18 protein-coding genes are annotated in these 19,747 nt (G+C 72.0%); 15 read left to right on the forward strand and 3 right to left on the reverse strand.

Annotated elements, in window-relative coordinates:
- Positions 1-14: 14 nt before the first annotated feature.
- The 11 genes from BBK82_RS40410 to BBK82_RS40450 all read left to right on the forward strand — a co-directional run bounded on the left by BBK82_RS40410 (position 15) and on the right by BBK82_RS40450 (position 9,556).
- The gene (locus BBK82_RS40410; protein ID WP_065919638.1) at positions 15-1,397 is read left to right on the forward strand and encodes a hypothetical protein; all 1,383 of its coding nucleotides are present in this window, start codon (positions 15-17) and stop codon (positions 1,395-1,397) included.
- Entirely contained in the window at positions 1,397-2,596 is a 1,200-nt protein-coding gene (locus BBK82_RS40415; RefSeq protein ID WP_065919639.1) for a TRAFAC clade GTPase domain-containing protein, read from the forward strand. Before BBK82_RS40410 ends, BBK82_RS40415 begins: the two co-directional genes overlap by 1 nt.
- A complete protein-coding gene (locus BBK82_RS40420) occupies positions 2,593-3,750 on the forward strand; it encodes a GAP1-N2 domain-containing protein (RefSeq protein ID WP_065919640.1) in 1,158 nt (385 codons plus the stop codon). The genes BBK82_RS40415 and BBK82_RS40420 overlap by 4 nt, the downstream gene beginning before the upstream one ends.
- 63 nt (positions 3,751-3,813) lie before the next feature.
- Complete coding sequence (locus BBK82_RS40425) at positions 3,814-4,713, forward strand: GTPase-associated protein 1-related protein (RefSeq protein ID WP_065919641.1); 900 nt, start codon at positions 3,814-3,816, stop codon at positions 4,711-4,713.
- 4 nt (positions 4,714-4,717) lie between these two features.
- A complete protein-coding gene (locus BBK82_RS40430; RefSeq protein ID WP_237047845.1) occupies positions 4,718-6,319 on the forward strand; it encodes a TRAFAC clade GTPase domain-containing protein in 1,602 nt (533 codons plus the stop codon).
- On the forward strand, positions 6,316-6,486 hold the full coding sequence (locus BBK82_RS51105) for a hypothetical protein (protein WP_154697786.1): 171 nt from the start codon (positions 6,316-6,318) through the stop codon (positions 6,484-6,486). Before BBK82_RS40430 ends, BBK82_RS51105 begins: the two co-directional genes overlap by 4 nt.
- Positions 6,480-7,865, forward strand: a complete 1,386-nt coding sequence (locus tag BBK82_RS40435) for an Hsp70 family protein (protein ID WP_237047846.1) — start codon at positions 6,480-6,482, stop codon at positions 7,863-7,865. The genes BBK82_RS51105 and BBK82_RS40435 overlap by 7 nt, the downstream gene beginning before the upstream one ends.
- Entirely contained in the window at positions 7,862-8,230 is a 369-nt protein-coding gene (locus tag BBK82_RS40440; RefSeq protein WP_065919643.1) for a vWA domain-containing protein, read from the forward strand. Before BBK82_RS40435 ends, BBK82_RS40440 begins: the two co-directional genes overlap by 4 nt.
- Complete coding sequence (locus tag BBK82_RS40445; RefSeq protein ID WP_065919644.1) at positions 8,220-8,486, forward strand: vWA domain-containing protein; 267 nt, start codon at positions 8,220-8,222, stop codon at positions 8,484-8,486. The genes BBK82_RS40440 and BBK82_RS40445 overlap by 11 nt, the downstream gene beginning before the upstream one ends.
- A 56-nt stretch (positions 8,487-8,542) precedes the next feature.
- Entirely contained in the window at positions 8,543-8,665 is a 123-nt protein-coding gene (locus BBK82_RS55930; RefSeq protein WP_257785415.1) for a hypothetical protein, read from the forward strand.
- Between the two features lie 3 nt (positions 8,666-8,668).
- Positions 8,669-9,556, forward strand: coding sequence for a hypothetical protein (locus BBK82_RS40450; RefSeq protein ID WP_065919645.1), 888 nt, complete (start codon positions 8,669-8,671; stop codon positions 9,554-9,556).
- Here the strand turns inward: BBK82_RS40450 and BBK82_RS40455 are convergent.
- A complete protein-coding gene (locus tag BBK82_RS40455) occupies positions 9,486-11,135 on the reverse strand; it encodes an Hsp70 family protein (RefSeq protein WP_237047847.1) in 1,650 nt (549 codons plus the stop codon). The two genes, BBK82_RS40450 and BBK82_RS40455, sit on opposite strands and share 71 nt — an antisense overlap.
- A gap of 1 nt (position 11,136) precedes the next feature.
- Complete coding sequence (locus BBK82_RS40460; RefSeq protein ID WP_065919646.1) at positions 11,137-14,688, reverse strand: CHAT domain-containing protein; 3,552 nt, start codon at positions 14,686-14,688, stop codon at positions 11,137-11,139.
- A gap of 92 nt (positions 14,689-14,780) precedes the next feature.
- On the opposite strand from BBK82_RS40460, the gene BBK82_RS40465 reads away from it, so the two are divergent.
- The 4 genes from BBK82_RS40465 (at position 14,781) to BBK82_RS40480 (ending at position 18,958) form a co-directional block, all read left to right on the forward strand.
- On the forward strand, positions 14,781-15,080 hold the full coding sequence (locus tag BBK82_RS40465) for a CATRA system-associated protein (protein ID WP_065919647.1): 300 nt from the start codon (positions 14,781-14,783) through the stop codon (positions 15,078-15,080).
- Positions 15,077-16,465, forward strand: a complete 1,389-nt coding sequence (locus tag BBK82_RS40470; RefSeq protein ID WP_065919648.1) for a CATRA conflict system CASPASE/TPR repeat-associated protein — start codon at positions 15,077-15,079, stop codon at positions 16,463-16,465. The genes BBK82_RS40465 and BBK82_RS40470 overlap by 4 nt, the downstream gene beginning before the upstream one ends.
- A gap of 61 nt (positions 16,466-16,526) precedes the next feature.
- On the forward strand, positions 16,527-17,972 hold the full coding sequence (gene argG / locus BBK82_RS40475; protein WP_065919649.1) for an argininosuccinate synthase: 1,446 nt from the start codon (positions 16,527-16,529) through the stop codon (positions 17,970-17,972).
- A gap of 236 nt (positions 17,973-18,208) precedes the next feature.
- Entirely contained in the window at positions 18,209-18,958 is a 750-nt protein-coding gene (locus BBK82_RS40480; RefSeq protein ID WP_218920486.1) for an NPP1 family protein, read from the forward strand.
- Positions 18,959-19,021: 63 nt separating this feature from the next.
- Here BBK82_RS40480 and BBK82_RS40485 read toward each other — a convergent pair whose 3' ends face one another.
- Positions 19,022-19,693: a TetR/AcrR family transcriptional regulator gene (locus BBK82_RS40485; RefSeq protein ID WP_154697787.1), complete on the reverse strand. Its 672-nt coding sequence runs from the start codon at positions 19,691-19,693 to the stop codon at positions 19,022-19,024.
- Positions 19,694-19,747 lie beyond the last annotated feature (54 nt).

Genomic DNA, 19,747 nt, shown 5'->3' on the forward strand with positions numbered 1-19,747 from the left:
GTCGTGGCGCGCGCGTGAGCCACGACGACCAGACCCGCTACCGGTGGTGCGGCAGGACGGTCGCACGCCCGGCGACCCGGCGACGGCGCTGTGGTGCACGAGGGACGGGCTCGGTCGCGCTCGACCGCAAGGCCGCGGCGGGCAGGCTGGTCGGCTACGCGGTGTTCGCCGCCGGCGACGGGGGTGGCTCGTGGTCGCGGCCCGTCACGGCGACCATCGAGGTGCTGCCGCCGGTGCACGACGTCACGCTGTCGGTCGAGGACGCGGTGGTGAGCGCGCGCTGGCAGGTGCACCCCGACGCGTCCTCCGTCGAGGTGACGCGCACCGGAGGCGCAGCCGTGCGCTCGAGCGGCAAGACGACGTTCACGGACCGGTTGGAGGGCAAGGGAGACCACTCCTACACCCTCGTCGCGTGCTACCGGCGCGCGGACGGCGGCGTCGCCAGGGCCGCGGCCGTGCAGGTCCGCGCGTCCAGCCGGACCGCGGTGGCACCCGTCACCGCGCTGCGGCTGGCTCCGGTCACCGACGGCACGCCGACGGTGGCAGCGACCTGGCGGCAGCCGGAGCCGGACACGGAGGTCGTGCTGCGCCGCGCGGACACACCGTGCCCGTGGGAGTTCGGCGCGGTCGTGCCGGTCCCCGACGTGTTGTCCTACGGCACGGAGGTGACCGGGTCGCTCAGCGACGACGGCGAGTGGCGCACGCTCACCGCGGCCGTGCCGACCGGCCTGTTCTGGTACGTGCCGTTCACCATGAGCCCCAACGGCGCGTTGCGCGGGCAGGACGCCTCGCTCGGCATCGCGTTGCCCCTGACCGACGTGCGGCACCAGCGGTTCGGCCACGAGCACGTCGTGTCGTGGGTGTGGCCGGAGGCGGCCGGTGTCGCCGAGGTCCGGTGGACCTGCGGCGAGCAGAAGGGCAAGACCCGGCTCACCCGGCAGCAGTACCAGCTGGCCGGCGGTTTCCGGTTGCGCTGCGACAAGGGCGAGCTGCGGGTGCGGGTGCGCAGCGTGGTCATGGCCTCGGACGGCGAGTGCGTGTCCGCGGACAGCGAGCTGGTCGTGCCGCCGGCACCGCCGCGGCTGCGCTACTCCGTCGAGCTGGCGCGCAGGCCGTTGCTGGGCGGCGGAACCGTGCGCGTGCGGCTGAGCGCCGAGGAGCCGGTGCACCGCTGCACCGTGCTCGTGGTGGTCGCCGCCGGGGCCGTGATGCCGCGCCGGCCCGACGACGGCGTCGTCGTCCTGCGCAGCCCGCAGGACGTGCGGCCGGAAGCCGAGATCGAGCTGAGCGCCGAGCTGCCGAAGCTGCGCAAGCCCTACTGGATCAGGTGCTTCCTCGAGGAGGAGGGCGTCGCCCTGCTCGTCGACCCACCGACCAAGCAACTGAAGGTGTCCTGATGGCCAAGGCCTCCTGTCCCTACTGCTACCACCGGATCGACCTGGCAAAGCTGCGGTTCCAGTGCACCGGCCGCGCGACTCCCGGCCGTGACCGGTGCCGCCGCGAGGTGGACGCCGACCGGCAGCGGCTCACCGGCTTCTCCGGCGCGACCTACCCGACGTTCACGGCACCGGAGACGCGCAACCCGCTGCCGCAGCGGCTCGCGCCCTGCCCCGCGTGCGGCGGGTCGTCCGGCATCCGTGCCTGCCAGGTGTGCCACACGCCGTTGCCGGCGAACTTCGCCGACAGCCGCAGCCCGCTGATCGCCATGGTGGGCGGGAAGAACGCGGGCAAGACCGTGTTCACGACGGTGCTCGTGCACGAGCTGCGGCACAACATCCGGCGCCGGTTCGCCGCCGACATCTCGTTCGCGGGCGACCGCCAGGGCGGTGACGTGTCGATCACGGGCTGGCTGGAGAGCTACGAGAACATGCTGTTCGGCGAGAACAGGCTCCTGGCCCAGACCACGGCGGCGGTGGACGGCGTCAAGGTGCCGCTCGTCCTGCAGTGGCGGCAGGCCCGGCGCGTCCTCGGCCGGGAGGTGCACCAGACCAGCACGCTGTCGTTCTACGACGCGGCCGGCGAGGACATGACCTCGCAGGAGTTCGTCAACGCGCAGGCGTACCTCGCCGCGGCGGACGGGCTGATCGTGCTGCTGGACCCGTTCCAGCTCAAGGGCGCCCGCGACCGCATCTCGATCCCGCGCATCGCGCAGCGCGACACCGAACCGCCGTACAACGTGCTCAGCCGCATCACCGAGCTGCTGCGCACCAGCCACGGCATCAGCGTCCGACGCAAGATCAAGATCCCGGTCGCCGTGGTGTTCTCCAAGATCGACGCGTTCTTCCAGGTGCTGGGCGAGGGGCATCCGCTGCTGACCCGGCCCGCCACCGGGCCGTTCTACGACGAGAGCAACGGCGACGACACCAACGAGCACATGCGCGCGCTGCTCACCGAATACGACTCCGACGACGTCGACGCCCACCTGAGGGCGCACTACAAGACGTTCCGGTACTTCGCGGTGTCGTCGCTCGGTGCCGAGCCGGACTACGAGCAGTCCCGGGTCAGCGCGGGCGGGGTACGTCCGTTCCGGGTGGACGAGCCGCTCCTGTGGTTGCTCTCCCTCGACAAGATCATCGAGAGCAGGAAGACGGCATGAGCACCGGGTTCTCCTCGCTCTACTACACCGACTGCCTGCCGGGCCAGGGCCTGCGCGGCGGCGGGGGTTTCCAGTTCCAGGCCGTGTCGGCCGGTGTCGGGCACGACGAGATGGCGCTCGTGCAGCGGTCCTCCCTGTACGAGGCACCGTCGGCGTGGATGCGGGAACGCCGTCCCGTCGAGGAGTACCCGCCGTCGCTGACCCACGTCGCGGACGGGGTCTTCGCGACGGCACGCGGCATCTACCTCGGTGCCGAGGCGAGCGGAGCGCGCGAGGGCAACCAGTTCACCCACGCGGTGACGACCGCCGACCCGGACGCCTACGGCGAGGTCCGGCCGGCACAGCTGTGGGACGCGCCGTGGTGGGTGGAGACGCCGGCGCCGACCACACAGTGCGAACCGGTGCCCGCGGCGCCCGAACACGGTCCGTGGGGCCGCGACGCGGTGCGCGAGTGGGTGCTCGGCAAGCCGGACGGGCAGGAGTGGCTCACCGCGCTGCTCTCCGCGCTGGACCGGGTCGGCGGGCCCGGCGGGAAGCGGATCGTGTTCGTCGCCGAGGACGCGGCCGACGTCCTGGGCTGGCTCACCGCGGGCACGCTGCTGCTGCCTCAGAACCGCGCGCTGCGGATCAGCTTCCGGGTGTTCGCCACGAGCCCGCAGTACAGCAGGCACGACGTGATCGCGTTGCACCCCGACTGGGCGGGGTCGTACGCGGAGGTGCGGCGTGACGACGAGTTCGTGGTGCTCAACCTGGTGAGCGGCGAGCGTTCGGAGGTCGCCCCGACCGAGGCTGCGGCGCACTGGGTGCCACGGTTCCTGCGGCACGACCCGTATGACGTCGTTGACGCCGTGGAGTGGGCGGACGGGAGCGCGCGGACGCGGGGGGAACCCGAGGACGTGGGTGACCGCGTGGCCGGCTGCGTCGTGACGCTCGGAGAGGAGGCCGACGGCCCCGCCGCGGGTGCGGCCCTCGCGACATGGCTCGCGGCCGCACCGGTCGAGTCCGTCGAGGACTACCGGACGGAGCTCGTCGCGGCCGCGCTGGCCGGCGAGCGACGTGGAGTCGCTGGGTGCTCGACGGCGCGGTGCGGCGTCACGGCGTTCCGCTCGGCCTCGCGGCCACCGTGCGGCACAAGCTGCTCGTCGCCGAGGTGAACGCCGCTGGCCGGCGGACCGCCGCCGTCGCTCCGCAGTGGACCGTCGACCCGACGGCGGGCGATGGCCACCGTGGTGGAACGGGCGCGGACGAGGTGCGGCCCGAGCTTGGACGCGGCGCTGGCGGCCGCGGCCGTGGCGCACGGGGACACCCGCGTGCGCACGGCGGTCATCACCCGCGTGCTCGGGCTGACCCGCCGCGACGACGTCGCGTGGCGAGCGTTGTTCGGGACGGCCACGCCGACGACCGCCGAGGTGCTGAAGGTCCTCACGACCTACGAGCGGACCTCGAAGGACGTCGCCGAGGCGGTGTTCGGTGCGCTGAAGACCCTCGGGCGCGCCGAGCTCGACGTGCTGGCGATGCTCGCGGACCGGCGGCACCTGCCGACCACGGCCGGGTGGCGCCGGGTCGTCGAGGACGACCTCAGGCTCCGCGGATGGCTGGACCGCCCGTCGGCGCGCACGGCGAGCGAGCTCGAGAAGGTCCACGACACCGCGGTGACCGCCCGCGCGCACCAGATCGTGCACGTCCTGCTGGAGAAGGCCGGGACGGAGACCGCCGCCGCTGCCGTCCGCCACGCCGGTTCCGCGGTGCTCGCCGTCCTGTGCCGGGAACTGCCGCGCCGCTGGGCGCAGTCGGATGCCACCGCCGCGCGCGCCGTCGGGCTCGCTTACCTGGCGGCGTCGTCGGATCACTGTGCGGAGGCCCTGACCGACGAGGTGGAGAACCGGCTGGGCCGGTTCGCGGTCACGGCGAAGGAGGAGCGGATCGCCGAGATCGCCCAGATGCCGGGCCTGCTGAGCCGCCGGGAGGCGGCGGACTGGCTCCGGTTCGTCGCCGGGATGCGGCAGCACCACGCGGAGTCCCGCAAGCGGAGCGCGAAGCCGGTACCGCGCAGCCCGGCCAAGAAGCCCCCGCCCAGGGCCGGACTGTGGCCGTTCAGCCGCAAGGGAGGTGACTGAAACCGTGCACTACCTCGTTTTCATCGTCGCGGCCATGATCGGGCTCGCCCTCGCCCTGTGGGTCGCGCTCTGGCTGTTCATGTTCCTCTTGCTGCCGGTGCTGTACGTCTTGATGCCCGTGGCGCTGGTGGCCGGAGCCGTGGTCGGGTTCGTCCGCTACGGCACGACACTGCTGGGCCTGGGCTCGGCCGCGCCGCGGCTCGTCACGCCGGACGACGTGGTGGCCGGCCGGTCCCTGCCCGCGGTGAAGGGCCCCTTCAGCAGGGACCGCGCCTGGCCCGTCTACCCCGCGGCGCAGGGGTGGGTTGACCTCGTCGCGGCGTCCCGGTCGGTCGGTCTGGTGGTGAAACGGGTCTGGGCCGAGGTCGTCCGGCGCACGAAGGCGTACGGCTACTGGTGGGCGTGGGTTCTCGTCATCGCGACGGTGTTCCCCGTGGTGGCGGCCTTCACCGCTGGTGCCGCCGCCGTGGTGGCGTCGCTGGCCGCGCTGAGCACCGTCGTGCTGGTCGCCACCGACCTGGTCTGGGGTCTGGTGTCCGCGCTCCTGCGCGGACTGGACTCCCTGGTGCGCAGACTGCGCAGGGCGACGGGGAGCTGCCCCGTCTGCTACCACGTGACCGCGTTGCCGGCGTTCCCGTGCGGCGGGTGCGGCGAGGTCCACCGGGACCTGCGTCCTGGCCGGCTGGGCGGCGTGTGGAGGCGGTGCGGATGCGGCGCCTCCCTGCCCACCACGGTGCTGCGGGCCGCACACCGGATCGAGCCGCGCTGTCCGCGGTGCGCCGAGCCGTTGCGCACGGGCGGCGCGGTCATCACGGACATCCGGCTGCCCGTGTTCGGCCCGGTGTCGGCGGGCAAGACGCGGCTGGTCTACGCGGGCCTGGTCGCGTTGCGCGACGAACTGGCCTCGGCGGGCGGCGAGCTGTCGTTCGTCGACAACGACAGCAGCGCGGTGTTCGCCGACGCCAACGCGGTGATCACCTCGGGTCAGGACACGGTGAAGACCCCGGCGGCCACGCTGCCGCACGCGCTGACCGCGCGGCTCACGAGAGGCCGCAAGCGCGCGTTGCTGCACCTGTTCGACGCGGCCGGAGAGTTCTACACCGACAGGGAGGACAACAGCGACCTGGAGTTCCTCGACCACGCCCCGGGGCTGGTGTTCGTGGTCGACCCGTTCTCGGTTCCGTGGGTGCGCGACCAGCTCGGGTCGCACGGCGCGGAGCAGGTGGCGCGAGCGCGACCGGCGAACGCCCACCCCGACGCGGTGTACCAGGTGACGGCGAGGCGGTTGCGCGACTACGGCGTCGAGACCCGTCGCCGCAACCTCGCGATGACCGTGGTGAAGGCCGACCTGCTCGCCGGTCTCGCGCCCGGTGACGGACTGCGGCGCGGGGCGGTCAGGGACTGGCTCTGCGAGGCGGGGCTGGACAACCTCGTGCTGTCGGCCGAACGCGACTTCGGCGAGGTGCGCTACTTCGTGGCCGCGTCGGTGCCGGGACACGCCTCGGGTGAGGACATGCGGCCGTCGGCTCCGTTCCGGTGGCTCATCGGCAAGAGCGGTGCGAGCGACCTGCTGCCCACCGGTCGCACTCAGGAGGAGAAGGTATGAAGTACGACCCGCCACTCGCCTACCGCGTGCACCGGATCACGCTGGTGGGGCTCTTCGCCTTGGTGGCACTGGTCTTCTGCCTCGGCGTGGCGGTGGCCGCCGAGCCCTTCTGGCACTCGATCACCGACCTGGCCGTGTCCCTGCGCGACCGGTGGCGGTCGTGGTGATCCTGGGAATCGACCTCGGCACGACCTACACCGTGACCGCGGACATCAGTGCCGGCGGGCGTCCGGTCGCGCTGCCCAACTCGCTCGGCGAGTCCACGACGCCGTCCGTCGTGCACTTCGAGTCGGCGAACCGGGTGCTGGTCGGCAGCGCGGCCCGCAACGCGGCCACCGTGGAACCGGACAACACGGTGTCGTTGATCAAGCGCCGCATGGGCGACGAGCTCGACCTGTACTTCCACGGCGTGCGGCACACACCGGAGTCGATCTCGGCGCTGGTCCTGCGCGGAGCCGTCGGCGACACCGCCGGAGTGCGGGCCGTGATCACCGTGCCGGCCTACTTCGGCATCAGGGAACGCGAGGCCACGTTCCAGGCGGCCGCGCTGGCCGGCATCGAGGTGCTGGAGCTGCTGAGCGAACCCGTCGCCGCCGCCCTGCACTACAGCACGGCGGTGCCGGACGCCGCGAGCACGACACTGGTCTACGACCTCGGTGGCGGAACGTTCGACACCACGGTCCTGCGCGCGGGAGACCACGGCGTCGAGGTCGTGGCCACCGACGGTGACAGCCACCTGGGCGGGGCGGACTGGGACGAACGGGTCAGGGAGTTCTTGCTGGAGAGCTTCGCGCAGGCCGTGCCCGACGTGGACCCCTACGAGGACGAGGTGTTCCTCAGCGAGCTGACCGCTCTGGCGGAGAAGGCGAAACGCGATCTCAGCCGGGTCTCGTCGCGCTCCGTCGTGCTGCGCTGCGGCGGCGCGTCGACCTCGGTGGAGCTCGACCGGGCCGCGATCGCGGACATGGGCGCCGACCTGGTGGACATCGAGCGGCTGGTCGAGCGACTTCGCCGTCGCCTCGCGCGATCCGCCCACCAGCTGGCGGGTACCGGCGCGCTGCGCAAGGCGGGCGGCCGGCTGGCGGTGATCGCGGACCAGCCGACGCGGTCGGTCGTGCCGCGCAGCTTCGGCGTGCTGGTGGAGGACAGCCACGACCCGTCGGGGCAGGGCCGGGTCGTCGTGCACACCGTGCACCAGAACGACCCGTTGCCCGCGACGGCCACCAGCCGGTTCTGCACGATCGTCAACCGCCAGGACCGGGTGCGCGTGCAGGTCTACGAGCAGGCCGGTGACGTGCCGTCGGCCGACGTCGCGCACAACCGGCGCGTCCTCGACGGTGAGCTGAGCGGCCTGCCGCCACTGCCCGCCGGCTCGCCCGTGGAGGTCACGCTCAGCGTCAGCACCGATGGCCTGCTCTCGGTGACGGCACGTGTGCCGCGCAGCCGCAGGAAACTCGAGCTCCAGTCCTATGTTGACGGTGTGGTGGACGGCAGCGCGCACGCGGAGCTGGCCGCCACGCTCGCCGCGGTGGAGGTGAGCCAGTGAGCACCTGGGTCCGCAAGAACTTCGACGGCATCGGTGTGACCCAGTCACCGCCCGGCCCGCACCTGGCGGCGTTGCAGTCCCGCTACGGCGGCACCGTGCTGCTGTGCATCGACGTCAGCGGGTCGATGAGCGGGAAGCGGCTGCGCCAGGCCGTCGACGGCGGGGTGGCGTTCCTCGACGAGGCCGCGAACGCGCACTACCGCTGCGGTCTGGTCCTGTGGAGCGACCGGGTCGACCGGTACCTCGGCCCCGACCAGCCGCACGCCCGCGTGGTCCGCGGCCTGCGCGGCGCCTCGATCCACGGGGACGAACCTGATCCCCGCACTGCGCAAGTGCAAGGACGTGTACGGCTCCATGACCGGTGACCGGGTGGTGTGCATCTTCAGCGACGGCGAGATCCCCCGCGTCGGCGAGGCCGAACGCATCGCCCGTGAGCTGTGCGCGATGGGCGTGCGCATCGTCGTGCGCGGCCTGGGCCGGGGAGCGGCGCACACCCTGGCGCGGCTGACCTGCCCCGGCAGCGACGACGACCGGCAGGTGATCGTCGACGAGGCGAGCATCCGCGCCGGCATCGAGTCGATGGCGCGAGGCCTGACCTCCAGAGCGAACGGAAGTGGCTGATCGTGTTCCCTCCCCCACCACCTCCGCCCAGGCGCACGACGGTGTGGACCTGCCCCGTGGACGGCTGCGGTTACCAGGAGCTCGGGCCGGACGAGCGCCCGCTGGGCGACGGTGTGTGCGAGAAGACCTCGGCGCACCGCGACCAGCGGCTGGTGCGCAGACGCGGACCCGGCGGGTGAACCGTGGACAAGATCGTCGGTGAGCTCCTCGGCCCGTTCGCGCGGCGGCTGGCCGCCTCCGCGTCCATCGCGACGGTGACCTTCTGGGTGGTCGGCGTGGTGTTGTTCTTCTGGCTGCACCCGCAACCGCTGCCGGGCTGCCCGTCCGGTGGCAAGGACCTGTGCGGTGCCCTGACCGGTGGCTGGGCTCGCGCCGTGCCGCTGCTCGCCTGCCTGACCGGCGCGATGGTGCTGTCGTACTGCCTGCTGTTCAGCCAGGCCACGTCGGCCACGTCGGTGCTGACCGGCGCGGACTGGCCGCGCTGGCCGGGGCGGGCCGGCCGGTGGCTCGAGAGCAAGCGCCGCAAGCACACCAAGCGCCAGGCGGCGTTGACACCTCCGGTGCGCCGGGCGCAGGCGGGCCTGCGGTGGTTCCCGCACGGCCAGCCCGGTCACGTGGTGCGGGAGGCGGAGGGCGACGACCCGGCGTTGGAGCCGACCAGGCTCGGCAACGTCTTCGCGGCGGCCACGCAGCACGTGCGGGACCAGCACGGCATGGAGCTGAACGCGTGCTGGCGCCACCTGCTCGCGGTGGCGAGCCCGACCGAGATCACCAACCTGGAGTTCGCCTCCCGCGTCCTGCTCGGGCACGCCCAGGCCGTGCTGTGGCTGCTGGCGTCGCTGTTCTGGGTGCCCCTGCTGCCCGGCACCACCGCCAAGCTCGTCGCCACAGCGGCGTTGCTGTGGCTGGCCAGGGTGTTCTACCGGCGCATGTGCCAGGCGGCGGCGCACTACTGCGACGGCCTCGAGACGGTGATCCAGGCGCACGCGGCCGAACTGCTCAAGCGCGCCGGGCGGAGCGTCTCCCTGCCCTCCCAGCGGTCGCTGCGGTTGCGCCGTCCCGCCGGATGACGGTCAGCCCTGCACGCGGTGCCGGGCGATCCACGCGCGGGAGCGTTCGACGTCGGGTTCGGTGAGGCCGTCGATCCGCAGCTCGAACTGCACCTGTGCCTGGGAGTCCGGGTCGGAGGCGTGCACCGAGAGGTCGCCGGTCTCCGACATCTCGAACCAGACCAGGATGTGCGCTCCCCTGGGCTTGGGCGGCATGTTGCGCAGGAAACCCCTGCCCACCAGCCTGTTCGCGGACAGCTCCATCGAGTCGTCGGTGCTGTTCTGCTCCCACACCTCGATCTGGGCCATCCGCGAGTTCGCCACCACGATCCCGAAGGGGTACGGGTCGCTCTTCGCCGGCAACGCCTGACCGGCCAGGAGCACGTGTTGCACGAGCATCCGCGCCTTCATCGGGTCGACCTCCACCATCGGGTCGCTGGGGTCGATCGCCTTCACTCCGATCCCCCGCCACCACGGTCGCCGGCAGCCTGCCGATGCCGGTCTCCTCACCGCGGACCTCCTCGCTCACCAGCACCTGACGCTGGGACGCGTGGATCGCCGCGCCCTTGGCCACGGCGAGGTGTGGTTCGTGCAGCTTCGGCTCGAGGCCGAGGCGCTCCCGCAACGCGGCGCCGACCGCCGGCGACTTCGTCATGCCGCCGACGAGCAGCACGTCGTCGAGATCCCGCACCCCCTTGCGCCCCGCCTCCTCCACGGTGCGCCTGGTCAGGTCGACCACCCGGTCGAGGAGGTCGGAGGTCAGCTCCTCCAGCTCGGTCCTCGTGAGCTCGACGCGGGCGACAGCGGTGGTGAACCGCAGGTCGGTGTGCCGGGTCTGGGCGCTGCTGAGTTCCTTCTTGAGCTCCTCCGCGCGCTGGGCGGCGGCGTACATGAACTCGGGGTCCGCCGTCGGATCGACCCGCGGGTGCTGCCGCACGAACTCGTCCACCAGGTGGTCCAGCACCCGTTCGTCCCAGTCGGCACCGCCCAGGTCGCCCTCGCCCTTGGTGCAGACGACCTGGACGCGGTCGCCCTCGATCCGGATGACCGTGGTGTCGCAGGTCCCTCCGCCGAGGTCGCACACGAGCACGTGCCTGACGCCGGGCTCGTCGGCCCGGCCGTAGCCGTAGTGCAGTGCCGCGGCGACCGGTTCGACGATCACGTCCCTGACGGTGAGCCCGGCGATCGTGCCCGCGGCCCTCGTGGCGTTGCGCTCGGCGACTCCGAAGTGCGCGGGCACTGTGATCACCACGTCCTGGACGACCACGCCGGTGGCGCGCCGGCCGCACTCGGCCAGGTACTTGAGCACCAGCGCGGAGATCTCCACGGGCGAGTAGTCGTGGCCGTGGTGCGGGTAGTGCACGCCGTGCGCACCCATGTGCCGCTTGACGAGCTGGCTGTAGTTGCGCGGTTCCACGATCGCGGAGTTCTTCGCGGTCGTGCCGACGGTGACTTCGAAGGGCGCCTCGAAGTACACGGTGGACGGGGTGATCTCCTCGTCGAGGGTGTTGGCGACCACGACCGGCCTGCCGCTGTAGTCGACGTGGGCGAGCACGGAGTGCGTGGTGCCGAGGTCGATGCCGAACGCCTTGGTGTTCATCTCATCTTCCCTGGTAGGTGAAGGCGGCCCAGTTGCCGGCGTCGTCGAGGTGGGAGAACCGGGCGCGGCGCGCCAGAGCCCGCGGGACGCCGGGAGGCACGCGCCGCTTCGGGTTGAGCATCCAGAGCTGGGTGGCGCGCAGGGCGAGGGCCGGGTCCTCGTAGCCGCGCGTCAGGTAGTGGTGGAACATCACCACGAACAACGTGGTCGTCAGGTCCACGATCGGCCACCGCGCGCCGACCACGCCCGTGGCACCGGCGGCGAGGAACGCGGTCGCGAGCGTGAGCGCCTCGTCCTGCGTCGAGTCGGTGAGGTCGCTGGCGCACGAGGCGAGCACGACCAGCCCGCCCTCCGCGTCCACCGGCCGGTTCCTCGCCTGCCGCAGCACGTCCCGCACCGGGAGCACCTCGCCGCCGTCGAGCACGAGGTGCGAGTCGACGGCCGGCGTGGCGTGGCAAGCGTGGCAGGTCAGGTGCAGCACCGACGCACCGGGCCGCAGATCGCTCGGCAGGTGCCCGAGCACCTCCTCGGGCCGCACGTCGTCCTCCACGCAGGTCGCGTCCGGGTAGGAGTGGTCGCGCACGGCCGCGGTCTCGGTCGGTGCCCAGTACAGCGACCGGTCCCCCACCCGTACGAGCGCCACTGCCGCTTCGACCGGCCTGCGGGCACGGCGTGCCGCGTCGACGAACTGCCTGGCCGACGCGGCGTAGGTGATGACCGCGTCCTGGCAGGCGTAGCGGTTCTCGCCACCGACCTGGCGCCGGGCGGCGTGCCAGGCCACGGCGTTCAGCTCGCCCACCGGGACGAGCACGATCCTGGGCAGGCCGCGCAGCTGCTCCAGCAACGGCCCCAGCACCGCGCGCCAGGACCAGTCGCACATCGAGGACACCGCGTCCCGCCAGCGCTCGTCGTCCGCCGCCGACGGATCGATCAGGGTGCGGCGCGCCTCCTCGAACGCCTGCACGGCCCCGGAACGCAGGTTCGGCAGCGGGAGGTGCCGCACGTCCCCGTCCACGGGTACCACCAGTGCGAACCCCGGCTGCCAGGACACCGCCGGCAGCAGGTAGATCAACGCCTGGCTGCCGGTGCGCGCGAGGGCCGCACGGATCTCCTCCAGTGCCGGCGGGCGCAGCAACCGCGACTCGACCTTGGTGCCGGCCAGGGCGGCGAGCACCTGGAACCGCAGGTCCGACGGCACGAGGCGCTGGTCCTCCGCTGCCGCTTCGACCGCCCAGCGCTCGGCGAGGACGGGGTGGCCGGCCGCGCGCAGCATGTCCGGGATGGACGACTCGGTGCTGACCGAGTGCAGCACGAGCGCCCGGCCGAGCTCCAGCGCCTGGACCGCGAGGTCGTTGCGCTCAGCCGTGAGGCACCACTGTACGACGGTCACCGCCTCGCCGGTCGCGCCCTGCGCGGTGGCCAGTGCGTGGTCGGCGTTGGACTGCAGCAGCACCTCGCTCGACCGCGCCTTGAGGGCGAGGACGCCGTGTTCCGCCGCGCGGGCGCGGTCAGCGCGGTCGAACCGCCGGTTGCCGCGCAGGTGCAGTGCGCTGCCGAGCTGGTAGTGCACGCCCGCGGCGTCCGACGCGTCGGTCTGGTCGACGAGCCGTACGGCCGCTTCGATCTGTCCGACGGTCTCGTCGAGGTCCGCGAGCCTCGTGGTGACCAGGTAGCGGAACATGTGGGCGATCCCGACGAGCATGAGCTGGCGGATGTGGTCCCGCGGGTTCGTGGTCGCCTGGGCGCGCAGCAGGGCGATGCCGCGGTCGAGCATGTCCACGTCTTTGCCGGCGAACCCGTTGTGCACCAAGGCACTCGCCTCGGTCACCTCGTCGTGGCGGGTGTCCCAGTACCCCGTTCGCGGTCCGAGCTGGGCCGGTGGCGTGATCGGCTTGCCGAAGGACTGCGACATCTCCTTCGCGTACTCGAGGGTGTTGATGACCTCGCCCATGTCGAGGTCGGTGCCGTGGAGGTCCTCCTCGGTCAGCCCGCGTGCCTGGGCGAGGGCCTCGTCGATCTTCGCGGCGCTCGGGTCGCCGTACCGCAGCGACGACAGCAGGAGGCCGAGCCTGCCGAGCCTCACCGGCGCGCCGCTGTGCTCCTGGAAGCCGTCCTGCGCCGACTCGATCAGCCCGTGAGCCGTCTCCAGGTCGGCGAGGCTGCGCCCGCCGACGGCGCGCAACCCGAGCGCCATCGCGATGAAGGGCTTGATCATCGGATAGGCCCTGTGCTCCGGTGGGAGCGCGCGAGCCGCCTCCTCCAGGCTCGCCAGGCCGGCCGTCGTGGCGTCCGGGTCCTCGGTGAGCACGCTGTCCAGCACGTCGAGCATCCCGAGGGCCAGGTGCCGCAGGCCCTCGTCCGGGACGTGGGAGCTCTCCTGCTCGATGAACTCGCGCAGCTCCGCCATGCCGGCCCGGTCACCGGAGCGGCCGACCCGGGCGGCCATGACCGCGACGAACGAGACGAAGGTCCTGGCGCGCTCCGGATCGGGCAGGTCCGGCTGGCGCAGCACCTCGCGCACGACGGCGATCTCCCGTGCGACCTCACCGGGGCCCACGGCGGAGCGGTCGTGCTCGAGGGTGGTCCTGCTGATCATCTTGCGCAGCAGCCAGGCGAGTGGGAGGTCGTCCCGCAGCATCCCCTCGGCGTCCTTCGCCGCGGCCACCGCGGCCATCCGGTCCGCGTTGTCCCCGGTGTTCCGCGCCTTCTCGTGCCGGAGCCCGACGAGCACCACCGCGTGCAGCGCGCGGTCGAGCCCGTCGGCCGCACCGGCGAGGCCGTCCCGCGCCTGCGCGATCGCCTCGTCGAGCGCCTCGGCACGGTCCTGACGCTGCCCGCGGAGCAAGGGCGACATGGTGGTCGAGAGGGCGGCGAGCACCCCGAGCTCGTCGGCGGTGGCGCGGTCGGACAGCTGGGCCAGGTGCCGCGAGATGTCCTCGAACGCCGACGCCGCCACGACCGGCGGAAGCCTCCGGGCGTGCGACATGAACCTGAGCGCGTCGGCCTCCGTCATCTGCCCGGTGTACCTGCGGTCGTCCCGCGGGCGCAGGGTCGCGGTGCGGAGCTGGATGAGCATCAGCCGCGCGAGATCACCCGCCAGTGCCACGTAGTCCGGCAGCTCGAGCAGGGCGGTGAACTCCGCGTGCGCGGTCTCGAAGTCCTCGTCCGGGCCCGACCACATCAGGTAGCGCAGTGCGGCCACGACTGCGCGGTGGTGGCGCAGGACGACGTCCTCGGAGTCGTGGTGCAGCGCGAGCTCGAGCTCTTCGGCGGCCTCGGCGAGCACCTGCTCGGACTCACCGGACTCGGCGAGCGCGTCCAACGCCAGCTGCGGCCCCAGACCGGCCGCGACCACCACTCGCAGCGGGTGGTCGGCGGCGATGGCGGCACGCACCTCGCGCAGTGCGGCGACCGCGCGCCTGCTGTCCTCGGTGGACTCGACGCCCCTCCTGCGTTGCGCCGCGTCGAGCGCGGCCTCGAGCCGGGCGGTCAGCTCGTCGTCGTTCAGCGGTCCCCCCTCGTGCCTCTTCCCGGGCCGACGGTAACCCCGCATGCGCGCACACCGCCTGGCAACAAGTTGCCTGGGACAGGTACCTGCCACGCGGTCGCCCGCTGCACGGCGGTGGCGGTGCCGATGATGTTGCGGTGACGATCGACCAGGAGTTGCTGCACGATGTCGCCGCACAGGTGCGGTGGATGCTCGGCAGCCGCCGCACACCCACGACGTGGCAGCGTTTCGAGGAAGCCTTGGCCGCGTTGCAGAAGGCGCACGCGGCAGGCGACACCGCCGCCGTGGAGAAGGTCCTCTACGAGCTGGAGCTGTTGTCCAGGCGGGTGAGCGAGAAGCTGGGCCAGGAGCCGGAGGAGCCCACCCCCAGGGTGCGCGACCGGGCGAACGAGCTCGTGCACACGCTGCTGCCGGACGAGGCGGAGGAGGACGCGTGATCGCCCCCGCTCTGCTCGCGTACTTCCACGTGCCGCTGGAAGGCCCGCACGCCGCGGACGGCCGGGCGTGGCTCGACGAGGCGTGGCGCGTGCTCGGCGACGAGCTGGGGTTCACCGAGGCCGTGCCGGGCCTCGGGGTGGGCGTCGACGTGCGGGAGGGCACCGGACTGCTGGCGGCCCGGCAGCGAGCCGCCGAGGAGGTGTGGCAGGCATCGGTGCGGGTGGAGCACGACGTGCTGTCGCTGGCGGTGATGATGGCGCCTCCGCGCGACCGCGATTGCGCACGGACGTGGGTGGAGCTGGAGAACGACCTCGCCACGCTGGGCCGGCCGTCGCACGGCGTGCTCGGGGAAACGCGGATCCTGCTGGCGCTGAGCACCGGCGAAAACGACCTGGAGGGTGCGCTGCGGTCTGCGGTGCCCGGCGGCGGGACCGTCGGCTGGTCACGCCGGCCCGACCGGGTCACGGTGCCCGACGGGGTCGTGAAGGTCTGGGAGACCAGCCCGCCGAGGGACGACCGGGTGGTGCGGCGCCTCGTCGTGGTGGCCTCGGCCGACCAGGAACGCCGCGTGGACCGGCTGGTGTGGACGACCGGCGACGGCGAGCTCACGCCGCTGGCCAGGCACCTGATGCACGCGGCCAAGCTGCGGTACCAGATCCGGGTGTTCCTGCGGGACCGCGCCGTGGCGCGGGCCCGGTGGACGCCGGACGTGATCGTCCCCGCGGTGCGGGTGATGCGCCGCGGTACCGCGATCGTCGTGGAGAACCTGCGCGCCGCACTCGGTGACCGCCTGACCACCGGGAGCGGGCCGCTCGCGGACGACCTCGCGCTCGGCACGTGGTTCCTGACGAGGCTCGACGACGAGCTGGAGGCCCTGCAACCGCACCGCGGTGACCAGCTGGAGCCGGTGCGGCAACGCGGTTCGGACGTGTTCGTGAGCTACATGCACGACTCGGACGAGCACAAGCGGGACGTCCGGGCGTTCGCCGACCTGCTGCGGGCCAGGGGCCTCAACGTGCACCTCGACCAGTACTACCCGCACGTCCGGCGCGACTGGTACCAGTGGATGCTCAACCGGGTGCCGACCGCGGACTACGTGGTCGTGGTCGCCTCACCGATGTGCCGCATCGTCGGCGACGCGGGCGGTGACCCGGCGAGGAACCTCGGTGGCCGGTCGGAGATGGGGATCCTGCGTGAGCTGCTGCACTCCGACCGCCCGAACTGGACCAGGAGGATGCTCCCGGTGGTGCTGCCGGGCGGGTCGGTTGACGACATCCCGTTGTTCCTGCAGCCGCGCACGATGGACCACTACGTGCTGCGGGCGCTGACGGAGACGGGGGTCGAGCCGGTGGTGGAGGTGATCAACGCGTCGGCGTCGGCTTGAGGCACAGCTAACAGCGACCCCCGGTGTGCATGTTCATACACAGTCGTGCATAATCATTGTCGTGTCCAAGGTGCTCACTTCACTTCCCGCCGGCGAACGCGTCGGCATCGCCTTCTCCGGTGGTCTCGACACCTCCGTCGCGGTCGCGTGGATGCGTGAGAAGGGCGCGGTGCCCTGCACGTACACCGCGGACATCGGTCAGTACGACGAGCCCGAGATCGAGACCGTCCCCGGCCGCGCCAGCACGTACGGCGCGGAGATCGCCCGCCTCGTCGACTGCCGCTCGGCGCTCGTCGAGGAAGGGCTCGCGGCGCTGGCGTGCGGCGCGTTCCACATCCGCTCCGGTGGCCGCGCGTACTTCAACACGACCCCGCTCGGCCGCGCGGTCACGGGCACCATGCTCGTGCGCGCCATGCTCGACGACGACGTGCAGATCTGGGGCGACGGCTCCACCTACAAGGGCAACGACATCGAGCGGTTCTACCGCTACGGCCTGCTCGCGAACCCGTCGCTGCGGATCTACAAGCCGTGGCTGGACGCGGAGTTCGTGACCGAGCTCGGCGGCCGCAAGGAGATGTCCGAGTGGCTGCTGGAACGCGACCTGCCCTACCGGTCGTCGGTCGAGAAGGCCTACTCCACGGACGCGAACATCTGGGGCGCGACCCACGAGGCCAAGTCGCTCGAGCTGCTCAACGAGGGCATCGAGATCGTCGAGCCGATCATGGGCGTCAAGTTCTGGGACCCGTCGGTCGAGATCGCCGCCGAGGACGTGACGATCGGCTTCGACCAGGGCCGCCCGGTCACCATCAACGGCAAGGAGTTCGGCAGCTCCGTCGACCTCGTGCTTGAGGCCAACGCGATCGGCGGCCGCCACGGTCTGGGCATGTCCGACCAGATCGAGAACCGCATCATCGAGGCCAAGAGCCGCGGCATCTACGAGGCGCCGGGCATGGCGTTGCTCTACATCGCCTACGACCGCCTGGTGAACGCGATCCACAACGAGGACACGGTCGCGTCCTACCACATCGAGGGCCGCAAGCTCGGCCGCCTGCTCTACGAGGGCCGCTGGCTCGACCCGCAGTCGCTCATGCTGCGCGAGGCCCTGCAGCGCTGGGTCGGCTCGGCGGTCACCGGCGAGGTCACCCTCCGCCTGCGCCGCGGCGACGACTACTCGATCCTCGACACGTCCGGCCCGGCCTTCAGCTACCACCCGGACAAGCTGTCGATGGAACGCACCGAGGACTCGGCGTTCGGCCCGGTCGACCGCATCGGCCAGCTGACCATGCGCAACCTCGACATCGCCGACTCGCGCGCCAAGCTGGAGCTCTTCGCGGGCCTCGGCATGGTCGGCACCCGCCAGTCCGCGCTCATCTCCGCCCAGGCCGAGCCGACGAAGCTGATCGGCGACGTGCCGGACGGCGGCGCCGAGGCGATCGCGTCGCGCGGTGAGGTGTCGGAGGCGGACGCGCTGCTGGACGCGGCGGCGATGGAGTCCGGTACCGACTGATCCTCTTGTCGCGCGAATGCCCCTGTCCCGGCTGGACAGGGGCATTCGTGTGTTCCACGGGCACCGGTCAGCCTCAGGCTGCGCTCCAAGGCCGGTTCAGCCGCACAGGTGAACGTTCGTCGATCAACTCCGACCGGATCCCGGAAGTTTTGGCGAACGACCTAGACGTGAACGCCGTTCATGTACCACCGTCTGCCTCGCAAGCCTCTCCCCTGCACCCGGAATCGAGGCCCCTGTTGAGGAAGAAGCTCCTAGCCGCACTGGCCGGCGCGCTCCTGATCACCACCCTGTTCCCCGGCATCGCACTCGCCGACCCGCCGCAGGCCATCCCCGCCAACTTCACCGCGGAGGACGGCAAGTGGCAGCCGGCGTTCGACTACGACGGTGACGGCTGCTACCCGACCCCGGCGATCTCGCCGACCGGCCAGGTCGCGCCCGGCCTGAAGAACTCGGGCGCACTGAACGGCAACTGCCACGACCAGTGGGACTTGGACAACACCAACTCCTACAGCCGCTCCAAGTGCAACAACGGCTGGTGTGCCTACCTGTACGACCTGTACTTCGAGAAGGACCAGGCCGTGCCGGGCTGGGACTGCTGCGGCCACCGCCACGACATCGAGCACGTGGTCGTCTGGGTGCAGAACGGTGTCGCCCAGTACGTCTCGACCTCGGAGCACGGCAAGTACAAGACCCACCCGCGCGCGAACGTGCAGTGGGAAGGCACCCACCCGAAGATCATCTACCACAAGGACGGCGCCAGCACGCACTGCTTCCGCCTCGCGGGCGCCGGTGAGCAGGCCGAGAACCACTACGGCGTCTACCAGTACCCGGACCTGGTGAGCTGGGACCGGTTCCCGGCCGGTGTGCGGGACGTCCTGGTGAACGCGAACTTCGGCAGCGCGTCACTGGCGATCAAGGACAGCGCGTTCAACCACAACCTCGGTCAGGCGAAGCCGGCCGGGATCCCGTTCGACCCGAACGCCTGAGCACCGCGGCACCACGCACCCCTCGTCCGGCACGCCGAGACGAGGGGTGCGCGCGTTCCACGACTACTTGGCCACCCGGTCCAGCCACTCCGCCAGCATCGCCCGCTCCGCCGGCGACAGCATCAGCGGCGGCTCCTCCTCCAGCGCCACCTTCAACGCGATCGCCCGGCTCGGGATGTCGCTCGCCCCCTCCGGCGACGCCTCCGACGTGATCGCCCTGATCACCTGCTCCCGCGAGAACGTGATCAGCCCCAGGTCGCGCTCCTGCTCCGGCGTCGCGATCAGCGCCAGCACCACGCCCATCCCGGCCGCGTGCACGAACTGCGCCGCCTGCTCCACCGGCACCGTCAGGCGGCCGGCCGAGGCGATCCGGCTGATGATGTCGCGGAGCATCGCGTCCGCCTCCAGGCGTGCCGCGCGCTTGCGCGGCTCGCCGTACATCAGCAGGTAGAACGCCGGGCGCGCGAGGCCGAAGCCGATGTGCAGCTCCCAGCCGCGGCGCAGGTCGTCGACCGGGTCGTCGCTCGCGCCCATCGCGTGCTTGGTCGCGAGGTAGTCGGAGAAGCCGTGGGCGGCCACGGCGTCGAGCAGACCGTCCTTGTCGCCGAACAGCCGGTACAGCGTCGGTGCCTGCACACCTGCCGCCGACGCGACCGCGCGCGTGGAGACGGCCTCCTTGCCGCCCTCGATCAACAGGTCGGCCGCCGCCTTCACCAGACGCTCCCGCGTGTCCATGTAACGACGGTAACACATCAGGGGTAGCACTGATTCGGTATCAGTGATACATTG

The sequence above is a fragment of the Lentzea guizhouensis genome (assembly GCF_001701025.1).
GTDB classification, from domain to species: Bacteria; Actinomycetota; Actinomycetes; order Mycobacteriales; family Pseudonocardiaceae; genus Lentzea; species Lentzea guizhouensis.